Source organism: Candidatus Protochlamydia phocaeensis (genome assembly GCF_001545115.1).
Classification (GTDB): Bacteria; Chlamydiota; Chlamydiia; order Chlamydiales; family Parachlamydiaceae; genus Protochlamydia_A; species Protochlamydia_A phocaeensis.
This window is the reverse complement of sequence record NZ_FCNU01000007.1, coordinates 370,369-385,867: the sequence shown is the minus strand read 5'-3', so window position 1 is coordinate 385,867 and position 15,499 is coordinate 370,369. Positions and strand designations below refer to the sequence as shown.

The window sequence follows — 15,499 nt, the reverse complement described above, 5'->3', positions numbered from 1 at the left end:
AATAGGCTCCTTCATAAATAAAGGATGAAAAAGAACGAAGCTAATTATACATCAACGGTCTTTAACATCCCTTATTAATTATAACATATTTAATATGAGAGGGTGCTATTCGCACCCTTAGAGGGAATAATTAAAACTCCTCATGCCTAATCCAGATTATTTTTCCGAAGAGAGGAACCGATTAGGGAAGCTATATCGGATTTAATATTGCCCCTTACTCGGTTCCCCTTTTTATTGGGAAAAGAACTTTAATAGGACATTTGCCGTTTTAATACACCCTCTTATTATCGATTCGTCTCCTTTTTAAACGCCTTGGCCAATAGAGTGAGCTTTGAAGTCGGAATCGACGATCTTCATCAAGAAATCGACAAAGCGGTCGAAGTTGGCTTTGGCATCATCTCGCGATTTAGCGGTATTTTCGGCATATTTGTTTAAAACTTGCAAATAACCGTCATTTATCGTTTTAAGGGCATCGATTTCTCCTTCCTTACCGATCAAACCGGCTTGGATGGTTTGGCTGACACCGTTAATGGCGTTTTTGACGACTTCATTGTTCAAATCGGAAAGACGGTTATATTCAGTCACTTTTGACTGAACAAATTCCCTTCTCCACGATTCTGTCTGCGTCTTATTATAGGCTTCTAAATGGGCTTTTACATCAGGAGGAGGGTCTTTAATGGCATTGATATCTGTTCCTAACTCAGGATGTTTCGCAAGCGCATTATCAAGTGCGGTTTTATCCTCTTGCATGGCCTTGTTCGCCGCCACTTCCGCTCTGGATGCGTTATTCCAGGTCATTCCAATTTGAACGACTGCCATTCCGGCTTGGGCAAAGGACGTGATGGCTTCCACCATTTTTTCTTCGGCCCTGGTGTCGTAAAGCGCTTTGGTCAACTCAGATTGCGTTTGCGAAATGGCAATGATATTGACGCGCGATTGCATCTCTGTCTGGGCTTCCATGTAATGGTTCTTTTGTTCCAAACCCAAAATTTCGGTCATGATATTATTAAAGACAGCCAAGAAAGAGACGTTGAACCAAGGATTGGCTTGCAGTTGCTGAGCTGGGGTTCCTCCTTGATTGCCTTGTGTGCTATTATCGCCATTTACGGATGAGCCTTGGTTACCTTGCCCGTCTATATCAGTTTGATCATCTTGCGGAGGGAAAAGGGAAGGATTAGTGGCAGAAAAGCTATAGACACCTGTTAAGCGTCCATTCTGCATTTCAATAATTGTCATCTGCGTAATGGTATCGGTTTTTGTTGGATCTTGTTGCTTAATGATGATAAGGGCATTGTCCTTATTACCGATGACATCTACTTCTCCTTGAGAGCCATCACCGCTTTGATACTTGCCGACAAAATCCATGAAATTATTATTGCTGCTATCGCCTAAATTAACGTCTGGCATGGGAATTCTCCTTATTTATGGACGGTGAAGCTGTTTTAAGTGTCGTTTAGGCCGCTTGCGTCATCGTTGTCACCGACAGTTCTTTTTGATAGAAAATATTTCTAAAACTGCTATTTAGCTGAGAACAGAGTTCAATCAGCTTTCTTAAATCTTTTTTTACCTCTTGATAAGGTAATTCTAAGGCTTGAAAACTGCTTTCTATTGCTTGTTTCAGGCCTTTTAAATCTGCATTTTCAAGGACCTGTCGCATCAATTGCAACTGGCTTAATGCTAAAGAAGCGTTTTCCTCTTCCATTATTGCTTGGCTTTGCGCTTGTTGGACGGCCTGGTCTAAGGAATCAAGCGTCGGTTTCATAAATGGCAAAAGAATCTCTAATAGCTCCTCGTTATTTTGATCGTCCTCTTCATGAATCATTGCCAATAAAATGAGGACATACAGAAGGCCAATAGCACTAATGCCTTTTTGGCTTTGCTCGCTTACTCCCAATCCTTGAGCAACCAAACGAAAAGTTTTTTCAACGAGATGAGAGCCCAATATAAAGGTCAGCCCTAATTCTCTTAGCAGTAAACCGGCCTTCTTAGCAGCCCCCGGATCATTTTGAGGAAATAATCCCTTCCAGTTGCCCAATGTTTGAGTGGCAAGATAGACCATTACAAGCGTGACAACTTGAGTGAAGGTCAATAGCAATTCCGTCAATTGTCTTTCCGAAGGCTTTAATGTCGTTTGCATTAACTGTGCCACGGCTTTCTGCATCCGGCCTAACGACGGACCAATGAATCCCGAAGCGCTTTCTCCAACTTCTTGCGCCCGCAATGCCGTCTTAAAGGTTAGCAAAAGACGAGCTAAAGATCCGGCAGACTGCCACTGGGTTTGCAAAGTAAAATAGTGCAAAGCAGTCTGCAAAATCTTCAATTTATCTTGCACAAGAGGATGAGTTTGCAAAAGGGCTTCTGATAATGCTAGCTGACGCCCTATACGCGCCAAATTGCTTTGATATCTCTCTTCATCCTTAGAAGGCATTTTTCACCTGATCTTTCTGTCTTCAACATTTTTCTAACTTGCAATGTCCGGATTGGATAAGTTAAATAACTGATAAGCCTCCTTCATTTGATTGGATACATTGAGCAGCAAATCATAACTAGGATCATTGGGGCCTATTTCAGCCAAGTAACGATCGAGAAATTGGCCCACGTTTGCTCCATAAGCCAGCAGTTCCTGCTTGACAAGAGTGGGCAAGGCTAAAAATTGCTGAGCTCCAATTAACACGCCTTCGTCTGATTGGGGAACAGATAAATGATCTGCCAGTGCCAGAATATTCGCCTCAAATCTCAAACTGTTGTCCAAAGCCATTAAATCCGGATCGCGATCTTCTATGTTCGGCTTCGCCTCATCTTGACTTAATATTTTCTGCAGATCGGTCGGCAAGTTATCGCGCAGCTCCAAATAATAGCTTCTGCTTAAATCCTCGACTTGATGGTCGTCCACAAAGCGCGTGCGGAAAAGAGGCAGCAGAGACGGCTTGCCAGGTTCTGTGCGGTCATTATTGATGCCAAAGGCTATTTCTATTGGAACTTCTAAGCTATCTTTGGCCAAAATGACCCCTTTATTCCAAGGGGCACCTTGTGGAATGCGGTTATTGGTTGTCTCCTGCACCTGATCTTTAGAGCTAAGATCAATGTAATCAGGCGAGTTAGGGCTGGAGGTAAATCCAACTCCTACCGAAGGAGTATTCATAATAGCTCTCCTTATTTTGCCTCTTCATCCTCTTCTATTTTTCGCTTTTTTGCTTCGGGGTCGGTTTCGAAATTGTCTCTTAAGTATTGCTTGACGATTTTTTCTGCAGCTTTATGCTCTAAAACCGCCTTTGCCTTAAGTTCTTCATAGCGAGAATCCAACCCCGCGAGCTCAATTGTCTCATTCAAAGCTCGCAGGGCAGAAAGAGGCTGATTTAATTTCATAAAACAGTCATATAAATGAAAACGAGGGATGGGATTAAAGCGGTCCAAATAGGTACAAATAATATAGTTGGCAGCTGCATCCGAGTATTCTTTAAGATATTGATGGCAAGCCGCAATAGCAAATGAATAGCGCATTTGATTAACGTCTAGCTGTCGTAGGAAACCAAAAACTTTAAGGGCTTCGTGGTATTTTCCTCCTTGAAACTGTTTAAAACCATATTTATAAATCTCCTCCATCATTGCAGGAGTAAAGTTTAAAGCTTCTTTAGCCGACAAATGCTGTTCCTTAATTTTAACTGCGGCTTCTTCAACCAGCTTTTGGGCTCGGGGTGGAATATTCCCTAGATTATCCATCGCAGTTTTAACTTCTTGTCGTACGCTATTGCCGTCCATGATCCCCTCCTTATTTTAACCTTGTAAAGCTTGGAAAAGTTTACCATATGACTGTGTAGCTGCATTGTAAATGTGAGAAAAGACCTGTTGGAGCTGCTGAATAAATCCGTCTCTGTCGGTCATTCCTGTTTGAATATTCTTCAACAGTTTTTCCAAAGCTGCAATCAAAGCTTTTAATAGATCCTCGGCAGCTTGCAAGTCTCCGATTTGGAGAAGCAAATCATGGACTTTTAAATTCATGACCCCGTTAGCAATACCGGCTCCAGCCTGAACGGCCAAGGGGGCTGTTTTAACGGCAGCATTAAGATAGGACAATCCTGACATTTCTTTAAGAGCCTTTACTTGTTCTTTTACACTGTTTGCAAAATCTCCTGGCATATCCTTGATTTTTTCAAGCAATTCAGTCGCGCGCTGAGAAAAGCTCTTGACGGAATCCTCTGCAGCCTGGGTAGTTGTTTGTGCGGCTTCATCCGCGCCTTGTGTAGCTCCGCCTCCGCTCATCTTGCCCATGGCGATGATAACGGCTAGCAAGGTGATGGCCATGACAATGGCTTGCGCAATCGCTTGGCCTTGCTTGTCGACGCCTGCAGCCTTAAGGATATTACCGACAAGCTCTGGCAAGGCATTGCTGCTCATGATGACCATGACCATGAGCTGGATAGCCATTTGCTTGATCGTCTCTATTACAGCTTCCCGCACGGTTTGGGCAACGGCTTGAGTGGCCATATTGGTCGCCGCGCCTTCGCCTCCGCCTGTTGCCATGGCGATTGCAATGACGACTGCCAAAACTGCTACGATGGCTGCAATAATAATGACCTTGACCAGTGTCTTTGCCCAGTCCGGAGCATCCGGCATCATGTTGTCCAAAGCCTTCGTAAAGGCTTCAACCAGTTTTTGCGTACAGCCTGTGACGCTATCGGCAATCGAATAGGCAGTCATGGCGATACCGACCGTAATACCGGCAGCAATTAGCGCAACGCCGGCCGCGGTCGCTGTACCCAAGCTCGCAATCGCGATGAGAGCACCAATCAATGTTGCCAATGCGGCAATAATCGGACCGATGATCTTCATGGCAATTCCCAGCGATTTCATCTCCTTTTGCTTCTTCATCATTTTTTCCATCTTCTCTTCCTGCTCTTTCGCTCGGATGCGGCGGTCGGCTAATTCGGAGAATTTCGCTTTAGAGTTTTCTTTGGATGTTTCGGCGTCTTTTACTTGGAGTTCCCTTAAAGTTGCCTTCAAGTTCCTAATCGCATCTCCGATGACTTTAAGGAAGTCTGTCAAAGCTCCACGGAGCGGATCATTTGCTGGTAGGGGTGGAGGGCCATCCAAGAGTTTTTTGGCAGCCGCTTGCGTATCGCTTAAGACTTGATCGGCATTATTGAGCAAGTCCTGCAGCTTAGCGGCAGCTACCTTGCCTGGCGTAACGATGCCGACATTGATGGGCTTCCAGTCATCGACACTGGTTGTTCCGCGGAACCAGGTGCTAGGAAGGCCAAAGGCTGTCTGAGTCTCTACGCGCGCTTGTTGGCTTAATTGAATGTAAATATCGGCAATATCCGAAGAGACTTGACCGGTTTTAATTGCATTCATCAAATTGATGGCTTGATCCGGAGTCAATTCAAGAGCATTTTGTTCCAAAAAATTGGTTGCATTATTTAATAAGGTTTGATCGTAGTATTCATTGATTTCTGTCTGTTGGTTATCGCCATAAGGCTGGATCGGCTGGGGAGTCCAGTCATTAGGATCTGTCGAATTAATTGTCCAAGAATCGGGCAGATTGCCCTCGTCAATTGTTGTTTGTGTGGCTTGTTGACTAATAGAGGCGGCGATATTGCTCAAATTTGGATCGGATAAAGGTGTGCCGTTAATGATGGAATTATAAACAGCCAGCGCTTCGTCGCTTGAAAGATTGGTTTGTTGTAGGAGCGTAGTGACTTGATCGGAAAAAAACTGCTTGATCATTTTTTGTTCGGTTGATCCATAAGGCGATACTGCGGGTTGATTATCTGGATCAGGTTGCGATAGCGTTGGAGACCCTTCAGGAGCGCTATACACATCTTTAAAACCAAACTCTAAAGTAGCAGCTAAGAAAGAGGCGGTTACAAGAGAAGAAATGGTGTCATTTCCTTGTGCAAAGATATTAAATTGAATTTGCGCTTGATTTCCGTCTGTGACGCTTCCCGTTCCACCCTGCTGTCCTTGCCCTTGAGTGGTAAAAAAGCCAAACGAATCATTTGATGAATAATTACCACCTGTAATATCAGTTCCCATATATACCTCATAATATTTAGGGCGACTAATCAATAATTGAATAGTGCTACTAACAATTGTTAAAGTTAATGGCGAGATAAGAAGACAATTGAACGAGCTCTATCTTTTCTCTACCATTCAGGTAAGTTTAGATCAGCCGTTAAGGAAGAAATAAGCGCTTGTCAGTGGAAAAGATGTCAGTAAAACAAGGGCCAGGTCATCGGTGTCATTGACTTGCTATCCAAACTTTCATAATTTATCAAAGATAATTCCTTTATAATTCTTTTGTTGAATTGTTGAATACTGTCTAATAATATTTTAACAAATATTTAATTATTTTTTTTATATTTAATTGATTTTAAAATTAAACTTAATTAAGTTTGCTTAGTAAAGATTACTTTTGCTATTAATGTCTGGTTTAAAAGTCTTATCAATCCTAACAGAGTAGATGTTAGTCTTGTGCCTGCCTATTAGCCTTGCAAGGCTTGTGCCAGTTTGCCATAATTTTGGTTGGCTGCGTTATAAATATGGCCAAAAGTTTGCTGCAGCTGGACAATGAAATCATTGCGTGTCGACATTCCGGCTTGAAGATTTTTGAGCAATTTTTCTAAGGCTTCAATTAAGGATTTTAAGAGATCTTCAGCAGCAGTCAATTCGCCGATATCGAGAAGCAATTTGTAAACGACAAGATTCATGGATGCATTGACGATGCTGGCCACGCCTTGAACGGCCATTGGGATTGTTTTGACGATGGTATTGAGCAATTGCAATCCGCTGGCTTTAAAATAGTCGACGATTGTCTTCACCTTGTCTGCCAAAGAGTCTGTAAGGAATTCTTTTACTCTAGCCATGATATCTTTTGCCTGTTGGACGATGGAATCCATGGCTTCTTTAAGTCTTTCTCCAATGCCCTTACTCGCCGTTTCTACGCCCTCAGTCGCAGCAGAGGCGGCTTGTTTGCCAGCTGCTCCGGAAGCGGCGGATAAAGCGGCCATTGCGACTGTAATGGCGAGCATAGTTGCAATCGAGATGAGAATGGCTGCGGCTTGCTGGCCTTCTTTGCCGACACCTGCCGCTTTGAGAATAGAGGATATGAGTTCCGGCAAAGCGTTCGAACTCATCAAAAGGGCGGCAGCTAAGGCAGCGGCCATTTGCTGTACGCCTTGCAAAATGGCTTTGGTGATAGCCATTATCACAGCTTGGGTTGTGGCATTGACGGCTGCTGATTCTCCTGATCCGGTTGCAAAGGCTAGAACGGCGGCAATGATGACAATTGCGGTTAACAAGACAACAGCGGCAATAATAATGGCCGCTTTGACGAGTTTTTGCGCCCACTCGGGAGAATTGGGCATCATGGCTTTAATGGTATTATCAAAAAGTTTGACCAGCTTCTGAGTCAAATTAGTCGCGCTGTCGACGACGGAATAGACAGTTAAGGCCGTTCCAATGGCAAGGGAGATACCGGCACCCACAGCAATAAAGGCAATGGCTGCAGGCGTTCCAACGCCAAGTGTGGCAGCGGCGATGATGATCCCAATAATGGTTGAGACTACAGTGACAATTGCCGAGATGATAGGGCCCATAATTTTCATGGCCAAGCCGAAGCCTTTCATGCTTTTTTGCTTGGCTTCCATTTGCATCATCTTGTCCATTTGCTCGCCTGCGCGGATTTGGCGGTCTGCCAATTCCGAAAATTTAGCTTTAGAATTCTGCTCGGTCTTTTCTGCATCCTTTACTTGCAATTGCCTTAAAGCTGTTTTTAAATCCCGAATGGCTTCGCCGATGATTTTAAGAAAATCCGTAAGAGCGCCGCGAATGGGGCTATTTGCCGTCAATCCCGCCAATAAAGTAGTGGTGGCGTTTTGAATGTCTTTTAGGACTTGTTCGGCATGATCTAGCAAATCTGAAATTTTAGCTTCTGCGACTTTGCTGGGCGTGATAATACCCAAATTGATAGGACTCCAATCATCTACATTGGCCGTTCCTTTAAACCAAGTACTTGGCAAACCAAAAGCCGTTTGCGTTTCTATCCGCGCATTTTGGCTTACATTAACATAAATGTCGGCAATATCGGAAGAGATCTGTCCTGTTTGAAGGGCTGTTATTAGATGCTGGGTTTGTTCAGGGGTAAGATCTCCTATGTGCTGCTCCAGATAGGCAGTTGCTTGATCCGACAAGGCCTGGTCATAGTATGCGCCGATCTGAGCTTGTTCAGTCTCACCGTAGGGCTGAATGGGAAGCGGAGTCCAGTCCTTTGCATCCGTAGAAGTAATCGTCCAAGTTTGAGGAAGGTTGCCTTCATCAATGGTTTTTTTGGTAACCAGGACGCTGATATTCGCTGCAATCGAATTAAGAACGGGGTCTGGCAAGGGATTGCCTTCCATAACAGCGTTAAAAATAGTTTTTGCTTGATCAGGTGTAAAAGAACTGTTGTGTTGTAATTGCGCAAGCACCTGATCGGAGAAAAAGTATTTAACCATTTTCTGCTCGGTTGGCCCATAGGGCATCGGACCCTTTGAGGAACCCTGTGCTTGCGGTTCTAAAATAGGGGTAGAGCTACTAGAGTCGTAAGGTGCAAAGGGGGCGAAGTGCAAAGGGGCAAAGCTAAAAGCCCCCATGCTATCGAGTGACTTTTCAAAAGCCTGAAACGGCAATTCGGCAATAGGCGGTTGATCTACTTTTTGGCCTATCGATGTAAAATCTGGCATGCCAAACTGTTGACTAATGGACATAATGACCTCTTAATCGATTCGCTAAACGGAGGTAAATAGCGGCTGTCAATAGCGATTCATTGGCCAATTCCTTTAAAGGATTTCTTAAAACGGATAAAGGCCTAGATTTGAGTTCTTTTGCCCTAGAAGGAAACGTGAGATAGAGAGCCAGATTGAGGTAAATATGGCCCTCTATCTCACGTTTTCTTCTAAGGAGAAAATAATCTCGAATCTAGGCCATTACCGGTTTTAAAAAATCCTCTTAGATCAAACCCAACTATAATTCCTGGGCTTCCTCTTCCATATTTACAGGCACCGACGGGAGTTTTTGCTGCTTTAAGCTTTCTAAGCTTAAGGCTGCTCTTTCTTTAATCTTGGCATATTCCGGCTTATTACCTGCTTTATCAATGGCCATTTGTAGGCAAAGCATGGCTGAGACATAATCTTTCATTTGAATGAAGCAGTCAGAGGAATGATAATGGGGAATAGGACTATTGGGATCAATAGCACTGCACATGGTATAGGTTTGAATCGCATTTTTATATTCTTTCATCATATGAAAACAGGCAGCCAAACCTAATACATATTTCGGCTCGGACACATTCATCATAATGAGAATGCGGAAAAGATGGGTCGCCTCGATATATTTTCCCGTGTTATAAAGCCGGTAGGCTTGTGCATACACGCTTTCTAGGACATTGTTATTGATGCCCATGGCATCTTTGGGAGCCATACCATCCTTAAACATTCTGTTCATGAGGTCGCCATAGGCTTTATCCAGTTTTTCATCTTTTTGTGCAGAAATATTTAAAGTTTCTTTTCTCATTTGGCCTCTTGTTCCTCGAGAACCCTTCATAGCAGCCTCCTTCTTATCAAATTGCTAAAATTCTAAGCTCTTATAATGCCGGAATCGTCTAAATTCAATTCTTTAAGTTCAATGATAGGCATGAATCCAAAAACGGTAAATTAGCGCAAAATTGTGCTGAGCAGAGTATTTAACTGCTGTAAAAAGGTTGTCGCCATATCCGTCTGCTGGTTAACCGCATCATTTGTCGTGTTGACATTTGATTGCAACTTTTTCGCGTTATCTTCTTGAATCCCCCTTAAGGATCTCAAGTTATCTGTTAAAATACCGTTGAAAGAAGAGTTCAAGTCGTTCCTTGCCTGGCCCGCTTCTGTAGAACTTCCACCAATGGGGTTGCTTCCGTCTTTTAAGAAAACGGGAACTTGAGTTTGCAGGCCTGTATAAGCGTTTTGATATTGAGTGACATAAGTCAGACGGTTGGCCTGCGCGATACCAACGTTCTGCAGGGTTTGAATCATGGAAATCAGCAATAAGATAATGCGGTTCAAAATGATGGCTTTTTCGGAATCATTGCCGGCTAGAGAAGAACCAATCAAGGCGGTATTGACGTTTAATCCATTCTCATTGCGAATGGTGTCGACCCAGTCGGAAAACATTTGGCTGGGAAGAAAATAGCCATTTTTGGCCACTTCATCTTCGTAAAACTTCTGGAGGCGAGCCGTAAAATCCGGCAGAGAAGTATTCTTAGCAAAGCTGTTATAAAAGGCTTGATAGCTGGCAAGCGTGTTTCCATTACTCAAAGTCGCGATACCGCCAAGCCATTGATGCCACTGATTAATGAAATCCGTGTAATAAGGCAAATTCGAGCCTGATGAAGCTTGTCCGCCAGGAGGATATTTGTATTGAGCCAAAAACTTTTGAAAAGCCATTATCATGGGGTTGTTGGTTGCAGAAGGGCTTGTAAAATCAATGGGGGGTGATACTCCTGGGGATTTATTCAAATATATCCAGTCTCCAGCTACCATCTGATTGTTGCTGCCTAAAGAAATCCCCATGGCCGTTGCAAAATCGTTTAGCAACCCTTGATAGAGGCCTCCATTATTAGGTGATTGCATGTATTGATACCAGCCGGCTGCAAAACTGCTATAATCTGTAAAAGCCTTAGTCGGCGTTGTCGCACCCGGAGTTTGAGGCAGGCTATATCCCGATAAATAATTATCAAAGTCTTGGGCGACGGAGAGGCCATTTTCTAAGCTGCTAAGCTCATTTCCTGTATTAAAAGGCAGAAAACTAGTCGGCAAAGGAGAGAGCCCATTTTGGTTATAATAATTCGTTACCGCCTGTGGATAAGTGAAATTGGTTACAGCGGTAGGAATATACTGCAGGCTGTCTAAGAAACTCGCCTGATTAAATCCGTCATCAAAAGTGACATTGGGTGTAGGACTTGTCATATAAATTTTCTCCACAATTTTCTTGAGAGAAAGACAATGAGGAAAATACTCTCAAAAATTTTAATTTTTTTCTTATAGCAATAAGTATGCCATTATTAACGAGCAATTCCTTGAGCATGCTTTTGAATGACCTGGTTGACTTTTTGCAAAACATCGCTTGCTGATTGGTAGAACTGCTGGAAAATAAACATGTAGTTTTGCACAAGCTGCTTCTGCTGGTCGTTCAAGGATTCACCTGCGCTGATTGCCTGCGTCAGGTTATTTTGGATGGATCCCGCACTATTGGCTGCTTGAGAGCCGGCCTTTTGGTTCTGGTTATCCAAAATCCAAGCTGACACTGCTGCGGACAGCGCTGTCTTTAAAGCTGCGCTTGACATGCCTTGCGTGTTAATTCCGCTAAAATGGCTGCTGACGTCCAAAGCAACGCGATAAATAAAACTAGCCAATGATCCTGCCGTGCTGCGAGTCGCTCCTGGATTTTGCTTTTCCAAGTCAGCCAATTCTTGCATGAGCTTTTGCTTGGCGTTGAGCAAATCGTTGGCGGCTGTGCTGGTGGGGGATGCGGTCGGAAAGATTTGGCGGAATTGCGCGCTGGCCATGATTTTGTAAGTGTTGATAAAATGCGTGGAATCATTACCGACATAATTTTTAATGATGTCAGAGGCGGCATGCAATTTGGCCATTTCCGTGCTGAAACTCGTGTGGTTGGCTAGGGCCTGGGCTTTTGCAGTCGCAACGTCTGTTGTCCAGGTACCATATAAGTTGTTCCCAATCAGGGAGTCTAATTGGTGGATAGCCGAAGAAGGAATTTGTCCGTCTGTCTGAGGTGGAAAAGCAAAGTCGCCAGGATTCATGACCGTGATTTGGTTGGCAATATTTTGGATAACGGTCAAGGTATCCAAAATGCCCTGGGTGGTCGTCAGCTGATCTTGCAGCCCCCCTAATGTGGTGCTTAAAAGATCATTTCCCTCCTTGACATATTCCAGCTCGATCATACTTTGGAGAGTCCGCGTGCCTCCCGTGATGCTAGTAGCTTGCGTCAAGATGTCTTCAACGCCAAAGCCCGCTAAGCTTTGCCAATTTTTCATGGCATTCATTTGGGCCTGGGGATCTCCAATAAAAGAATCAACGTTAATACCAGACGCACTTAAAGACCTTAAAATTAAGTCCAAGTCAATGGCCATATCACTCGTCAAGTAAAATTGAGCCCCCGAAAGCGGATCGGTCGCTCCATTTTGAGCCAGCGTCTTCAGGTTTTGAAGCGTGGTTATTAAAGTCGTATAATCCGATGCCGTCAATGTTTGAGAATTCGGATCCGGATTATCTGCCCGCTTATCGAAGATTTGCTTTAAAATATTGACGTATTGCAAATACTTTTGCTGAACTTCTCCCGTCGTATATTCAGCAACGTTAGAGGGAACAGGTCCAATCCCTGTTATATTGTAACCCATGATGAGCTCCTTTTATGAGTAACGGCTTTTGACTTAAAAGCACTGTCGGAAAAGAAAAGAAGCGTTAGATAAAGCTAAAGTCGTTGAAGGTTAATATCCTCTAATTAATATTTTAACTAAAATTAATTAAAATATCAATTTATCTTTGTTTTATTTACACTCTCACTTTATTAAGTGTTGTTTTAAATAATAACTAGCTTCCCATAATTCCTTGTGTCATCTTCTCAATGGTGTCCATCATTTTTTTAAGAACAATGCTGGCGGACTGATAGAATTGTTCGAAGATAAACATATAATTTTGAACGAGCTGTTTTTGTTGGTCATTGAGCGTCTGTGCCGAACTAAGGGCTTGGGTGATGTTATTTTGAATGGATCCTGTATCGCTGTAAGCGGTAGAGCTGATGAGCTGGTTTTGATTGTCCATGATCCAGGAAGAAACGGCACTCTTAAGAGCCGTTTTTAGTTCTGCGCTGGTCATATTGGCCGTGACGCCTTTAAATTGGGTGCTGATGTCTAAGGCGACTTGATAAATGAAGCTGGCCAATGAACCTGCCGTGCTGCGGGTCGCGCCTGGATTTTGCACTTCTAAGTCAACCAGCTCTTGCATGAGCTGCTTTTTGGCCGCTAGTAGATCTGTAGCAGCTGTGCTTGTTGGGGTGGCGACAGGGAAAATTTGATGGAAATGCGCGCTTGCCATGGCTTTGTACATCGCCTCAAAGTAGGCAATAGAATAGTTTGAGGGGCCGCCGCCGTTTTTACCTTTACCGCCGGGCTTAATCAGCTCGGTATTGTTCAAATTTTTTATAATGTCGGATGCGCTATGCAGTTTTGAAAATTCTGCGCTGAATGTCGTTCCATTGCTGGTGGCTTGGGTTTTGGCTGAATTTACCTCACTGAAGTAGGTTTGGGCAAAACTAGACAACTGATTGATCAGATCCTGAGAAAGTTTTAGGGGGCCCCAATCCTTAACGACTTGATTCATGATGCTCTGAATTTGTCCAACGGCTGCTGAGGGAATTTCATTATCGTTGGTAGGAGGAAAGGCAAATGAACCGGCATTGGTCACGGTGATTTGATTGCCGATGTTTTGAATAGTCGTCAGCGTCGCTAGAATATCTTGGGTCGTTTGCAGCTGCCCTTGCAAGCCGCTTAGTTTATTAGCCAATATATCGTTTCCCTGCTTGACGTAATCGATTTCCACCATGCTTTGAAGCGTACGGGTCGATCCTGTTATGCTATTGGCTTGAGTTAAAATGTCTTCGACTCCAAAGCCGGCTAAACTTTGCCAGTTTTTAAGCAAGCTAATTTGGGTGGTGGGATCCGTCACAGTGGTATCGGGGGTAATGCCGACAGCCTGTAAGGATCGAAAAATGAGGTCCAAATTAATGGCCATATCATTGGTCAGGTAAAATTGCGCTCCCGAAATGGGATCGGTTGCTCCATTTTGAGCCAATGTGCGAAGATTTTGAAGGGTTGAAATGAGCGTATTAAAGTCCGACGCGGTAACAGTTTGAGAGTTGGGATCGGGATTGTCGGAACGCTTATCAAAAATTTGCTTCAAAATGGCCACTGCCTGTAAATACTCTTGCTGAACCTGGCCTGTCGTGTATTCAGCAACGTTTGAGGGAACGGGACCAATTCCCGTGATATTGAAACCCATGGCGGCGCTCCTTTCATTAAGGGCCTAATACAAGCATTGCCAGAGAAAAAAAGCAATCGGCAAAAGTAAATCCATCTGCAGAGCAGTTTTCTTTGCAATAATTATGCCATTTATTGCTGGCTAATGCCTTGATTCATCTTATCAAACATATCTCCTAATAATTGGATCATGGTAGCCGCTGATTTATAAAACTGTTGAAAGATAAAGAAATAGCGGCGTACATCGTCTCGCTGGCTCTCTTCCAAATTTTCGGCTGTGGTTAAAGCGGATGAGAGGTGGTTTTGAATGGTAAGCGAGTTATTGTCGCTTCCCGTTTCATCAATTCTGACGTTTTGGTTATCCATGATCCATTTTTTGACGGCATCGAAAAGCTGTGATTGAAGCTGCGGGTTGTTACTTGTAGAAATACCCGAAAAAGCGGCGCTGATATCTTTTACGACGATATAGAGGGCATTGGCTAAACTGCCGGGTGTGCTGCGGTTTGTACTGGGATTGGCCTGTTCTAGGTCTAGGATTTCTTGCCACATGTCTTGCTTGACTTGCAAAAGCTGATTGGCCGCATTGGCGACGGGCGTGGCGGAAGGGAAAATTTGTGCAAAGTAAGCACTGGCTGCTTTTTTATATTCAGATTTAAAATCGTCAATGTTGTCGGTTGAGGGAAGCTGGAATTGGGGCTGAGGGGTAGTGACTTTTAGTTGATTGGATAGGTTTTGTACGGCAGTTAAAGAGGCAAGGGCTTGTTGCGATAAGGTAAGCGCTTGTTGCAAAGAGCTCATGTGGCCTGCCATCATTGAGTTGCCTGAGCCAATATAGTCTAATTGCAGCATGCTCTGCAAGGTGCGAGTGGGAGAGCCCGAGACATGGACTGTAATGATTTGGCCTGTTCCTGCTTGTTGAACTTGGGCATCATAACTATAATAGGAGGACTCCAGAGTCAGGGCGCTATTAAGAGCTCCCGATACATCTACTCCAAACTGGGATAAGTTTTGCCACATTCGAATTGTATTGACTTTGTCTTGGTCGCTTAAAGGGGGAGAGCCTGGAGCGGGAGGAATATTGACAAAGGCAAGCGTGCGCATAATATCGTTCAATTTCGTCACCATATCTTCATTAAAATAGGTTGGAAATTGCGTCTGCCCGTTTGAATCTATCACACCGTTTTGGGCAAGCTGGCGAATGGTGTTGATTTGACTGAGAATAATATCATAATCGGAGGATGTGATTTGGTTCGGGTCTTGCGAAAAGACGAGCTTTAAAGGAAGGATCGCTTGCGTATATTGATTTAGCAGCTGAGGACTCGTGTATTCACTAAAGTTGGCTTGAGTGGCTCCTATGCCTACGATATCCACTTCCATACATTTTCTCCTGTAAGGCTAAAGTGCCTCTTATGAAGAGGCACTCGTTAATTC

Annotated in this window: 11 protein-coding genes; all 11 read right to left on the bottom strand. The window is 43.8% G+C overall.

Annotation, left to right across the window (positions count from 1 at the left end):
• Positions 1-303 precede the first annotated feature (303 nt).
• The 11 genes from BN3769_RS02610 to BN3769_RS02560 all read right to left on the bottom strand — a co-directional run bounded on the left by BN3769_RS02610 (position 304) and on the right by BN3769_RS02560 (position 15,445).
• Positions 304-1,407, bottom strand: a complete 1,104-nt coding sequence (locus BN3769_RS02610; RefSeq protein ID WP_068467250.1) for a hypothetical protein — start codon at positions 1,405-1,407, stop codon at positions 304-306.
• 46 nt (positions 1,408-1,453) lie between these two features.
• A complete protein-coding gene (locus tag BN3769_RS02605) occupies positions 1,454-2,428 on the bottom strand; it encodes a hypothetical protein (protein WP_068467248.1) in 975 nt (324 codons plus the stop codon).
• Positions 2,429-2,461: 33 nt separating this feature from the next.
• On the bottom strand, positions 2,462-3,142 hold the full coding sequence (locus BN3769_RS02600) for a hypothetical protein (protein WP_068467246.1): 681 nt from the start codon (positions 3,140-3,142) through the stop codon (positions 2,462-2,464).
• 11 nt (positions 3,143-3,153) lie between these two features.
• Positions 3,154-3,759: a SycD/LcrH family type III secretion system chaperone gene (locus BN3769_RS02595; RefSeq protein ID WP_068467244.1), complete on the bottom strand. Its 606-nt coding sequence runs from the start codon at positions 3,757-3,759 to the stop codon at positions 3,154-3,156.
• 15 nt (positions 3,760-3,774) lie between these two features.
• Positions 3,775-6,033, bottom strand: coding sequence for a type III secretion system translocon subunit SseC family protein (sctE, locus tag BN3769_RS02590; protein ID WP_068467242.1), 2,259 nt, complete (start codon positions 6,031-6,033; stop codon positions 3,775-3,777).
• A gap of 449 nt (positions 6,034-6,482) precedes the next feature.
• Positions 6,483-8,744: a type III secretion system translocon subunit SseC family protein gene (gene sctE / locus BN3769_RS02585; protein WP_068467240.1), complete on the bottom strand. Its 2,262-nt coding sequence runs from the start codon at positions 8,742-8,744 to the stop codon at positions 6,483-6,485.
• 256 nt (positions 8,745-9,000) lie between these two features.
• On the bottom strand, positions 9,001-9,579 hold the full coding sequence (locus BN3769_RS02580; RefSeq protein WP_068467238.1) for a SycD/LcrH family type III secretion system chaperone: 579 nt from the start codon (positions 9,577-9,579) through the stop codon (positions 9,001-9,003).
• A gap of 110 nt (positions 9,580-9,689) precedes the next feature.
• Positions 9,690-10,979 (bottom strand): hypothetical protein, encoded by a 1,290-nt coding sequence (locus BN3769_RS02575; RefSeq protein WP_068467235.1) that lies wholly within the window; start codon positions 10,977-10,979, stop codon positions 9,690-9,692.
• A 95-nt stretch (positions 10,980-11,074) separates the two neighbouring features.
• Positions 11,075-12,430, bottom strand: coding sequence for a hypothetical protein (locus BN3769_RS02570; RefSeq protein ID WP_068467233.1), 1,356 nt, complete (start codon positions 12,428-12,430; stop codon positions 11,075-11,077).
• 193 nt (positions 12,431-12,623) lie between these two features.
• Positions 12,624-14,090, bottom strand: a complete 1,467-nt coding sequence (locus BN3769_RS02565) for a hypothetical protein (RefSeq protein ID WP_068467231.1) — start codon at positions 14,088-14,090, stop codon at positions 12,624-12,626.
• A gap of 110 nt (positions 14,091-14,200) precedes the next feature.
• Positions 14,201-15,445, bottom strand: a complete 1,245-nt coding sequence (locus BN3769_RS02560; RefSeq protein WP_068467228.1) for a hypothetical protein — start codon at positions 15,443-15,445, stop codon at positions 14,201-14,203.
• Positions 15,446-15,499: the final 54 nt, after the last annotated feature.

Excerpts from the sequence above, each read along its gene's own strand:
- sctE (WP_068467240.1), bottom strand. The coding sequence starts at position 8,744 with ATGTCCATTAGTCAACAGTTTGGCATGCCAGATTTTACATCGATAGGC.
- BN3769_RS02565 (WP_068467231.1), bottom strand. The coding sequence starts at position 14,090 with ATGGGTTTCAATATCACGGGAATTGGTCCCGTTCCCTCAAACGTTGCT.
- BN3769_RS02570 (WP_068467233.1), bottom strand. The coding sequence starts at position 12,430 with ATGGGTTACAATATAACAGGGATTGGACCTGTTCCCTCTAACGTTGCT.
- sctE (WP_068467242.1), bottom strand. The coding sequence starts at position 6,033 with ATGGGAACTGATATTACAGGTGGTAATTATTCATCAAATGATTCGTTT.
- BN3769_RS02610 (WP_068467250.1), bottom strand. The coding sequence starts at position 1,407 with ATGCCAGACGTTAATTTAGGCGATAGCAGCAATAATAATTTCATGGAT.
- BN3769_RS02605 (WP_068467248.1), bottom strand. The coding sequence starts at position 2,428 with ATGCCTTCTAAGGATGAAGAGAGATATCAAAGCAATTTGGCGCGTATA.
- BN3769_RS02595 (WP_068467244.1), bottom strand. The coding sequence starts at position 3,759 with ATGGACGGCAATAGCGTACGACAAGAAGTTAAAACTGCGATGGATAAT.
- BN3769_RS02560 (WP_068467228.1), bottom strand. The coding sequence starts at position 15,445 with ATGGAAGTGGATATCGTAGGCATAGGAGCCACTCAAGCCAACTTTAGT.
- BN3769_RS02600 (WP_068467246.1), bottom strand. The coding sequence starts at position 3,142 with ATGAATACTCCTTCGGTAGGAGTTGGATTTACCTCCAGCCCTAACTCG.
- BN3769_RS02580 (WP_068467238.1), bottom strand. The coding sequence starts at position 9,579 with ATGAAGGGTTCTCGAGGAACAAGAGGCCAAATGAGAAAAGAAACTTTA.
- BN3769_RS02575 (WP_068467235.1), bottom strand. The coding sequence starts at position 10,979 with ATGACAAGTCCTACACCCAATGTCACTTTTGATGACGGATTTAATCAG.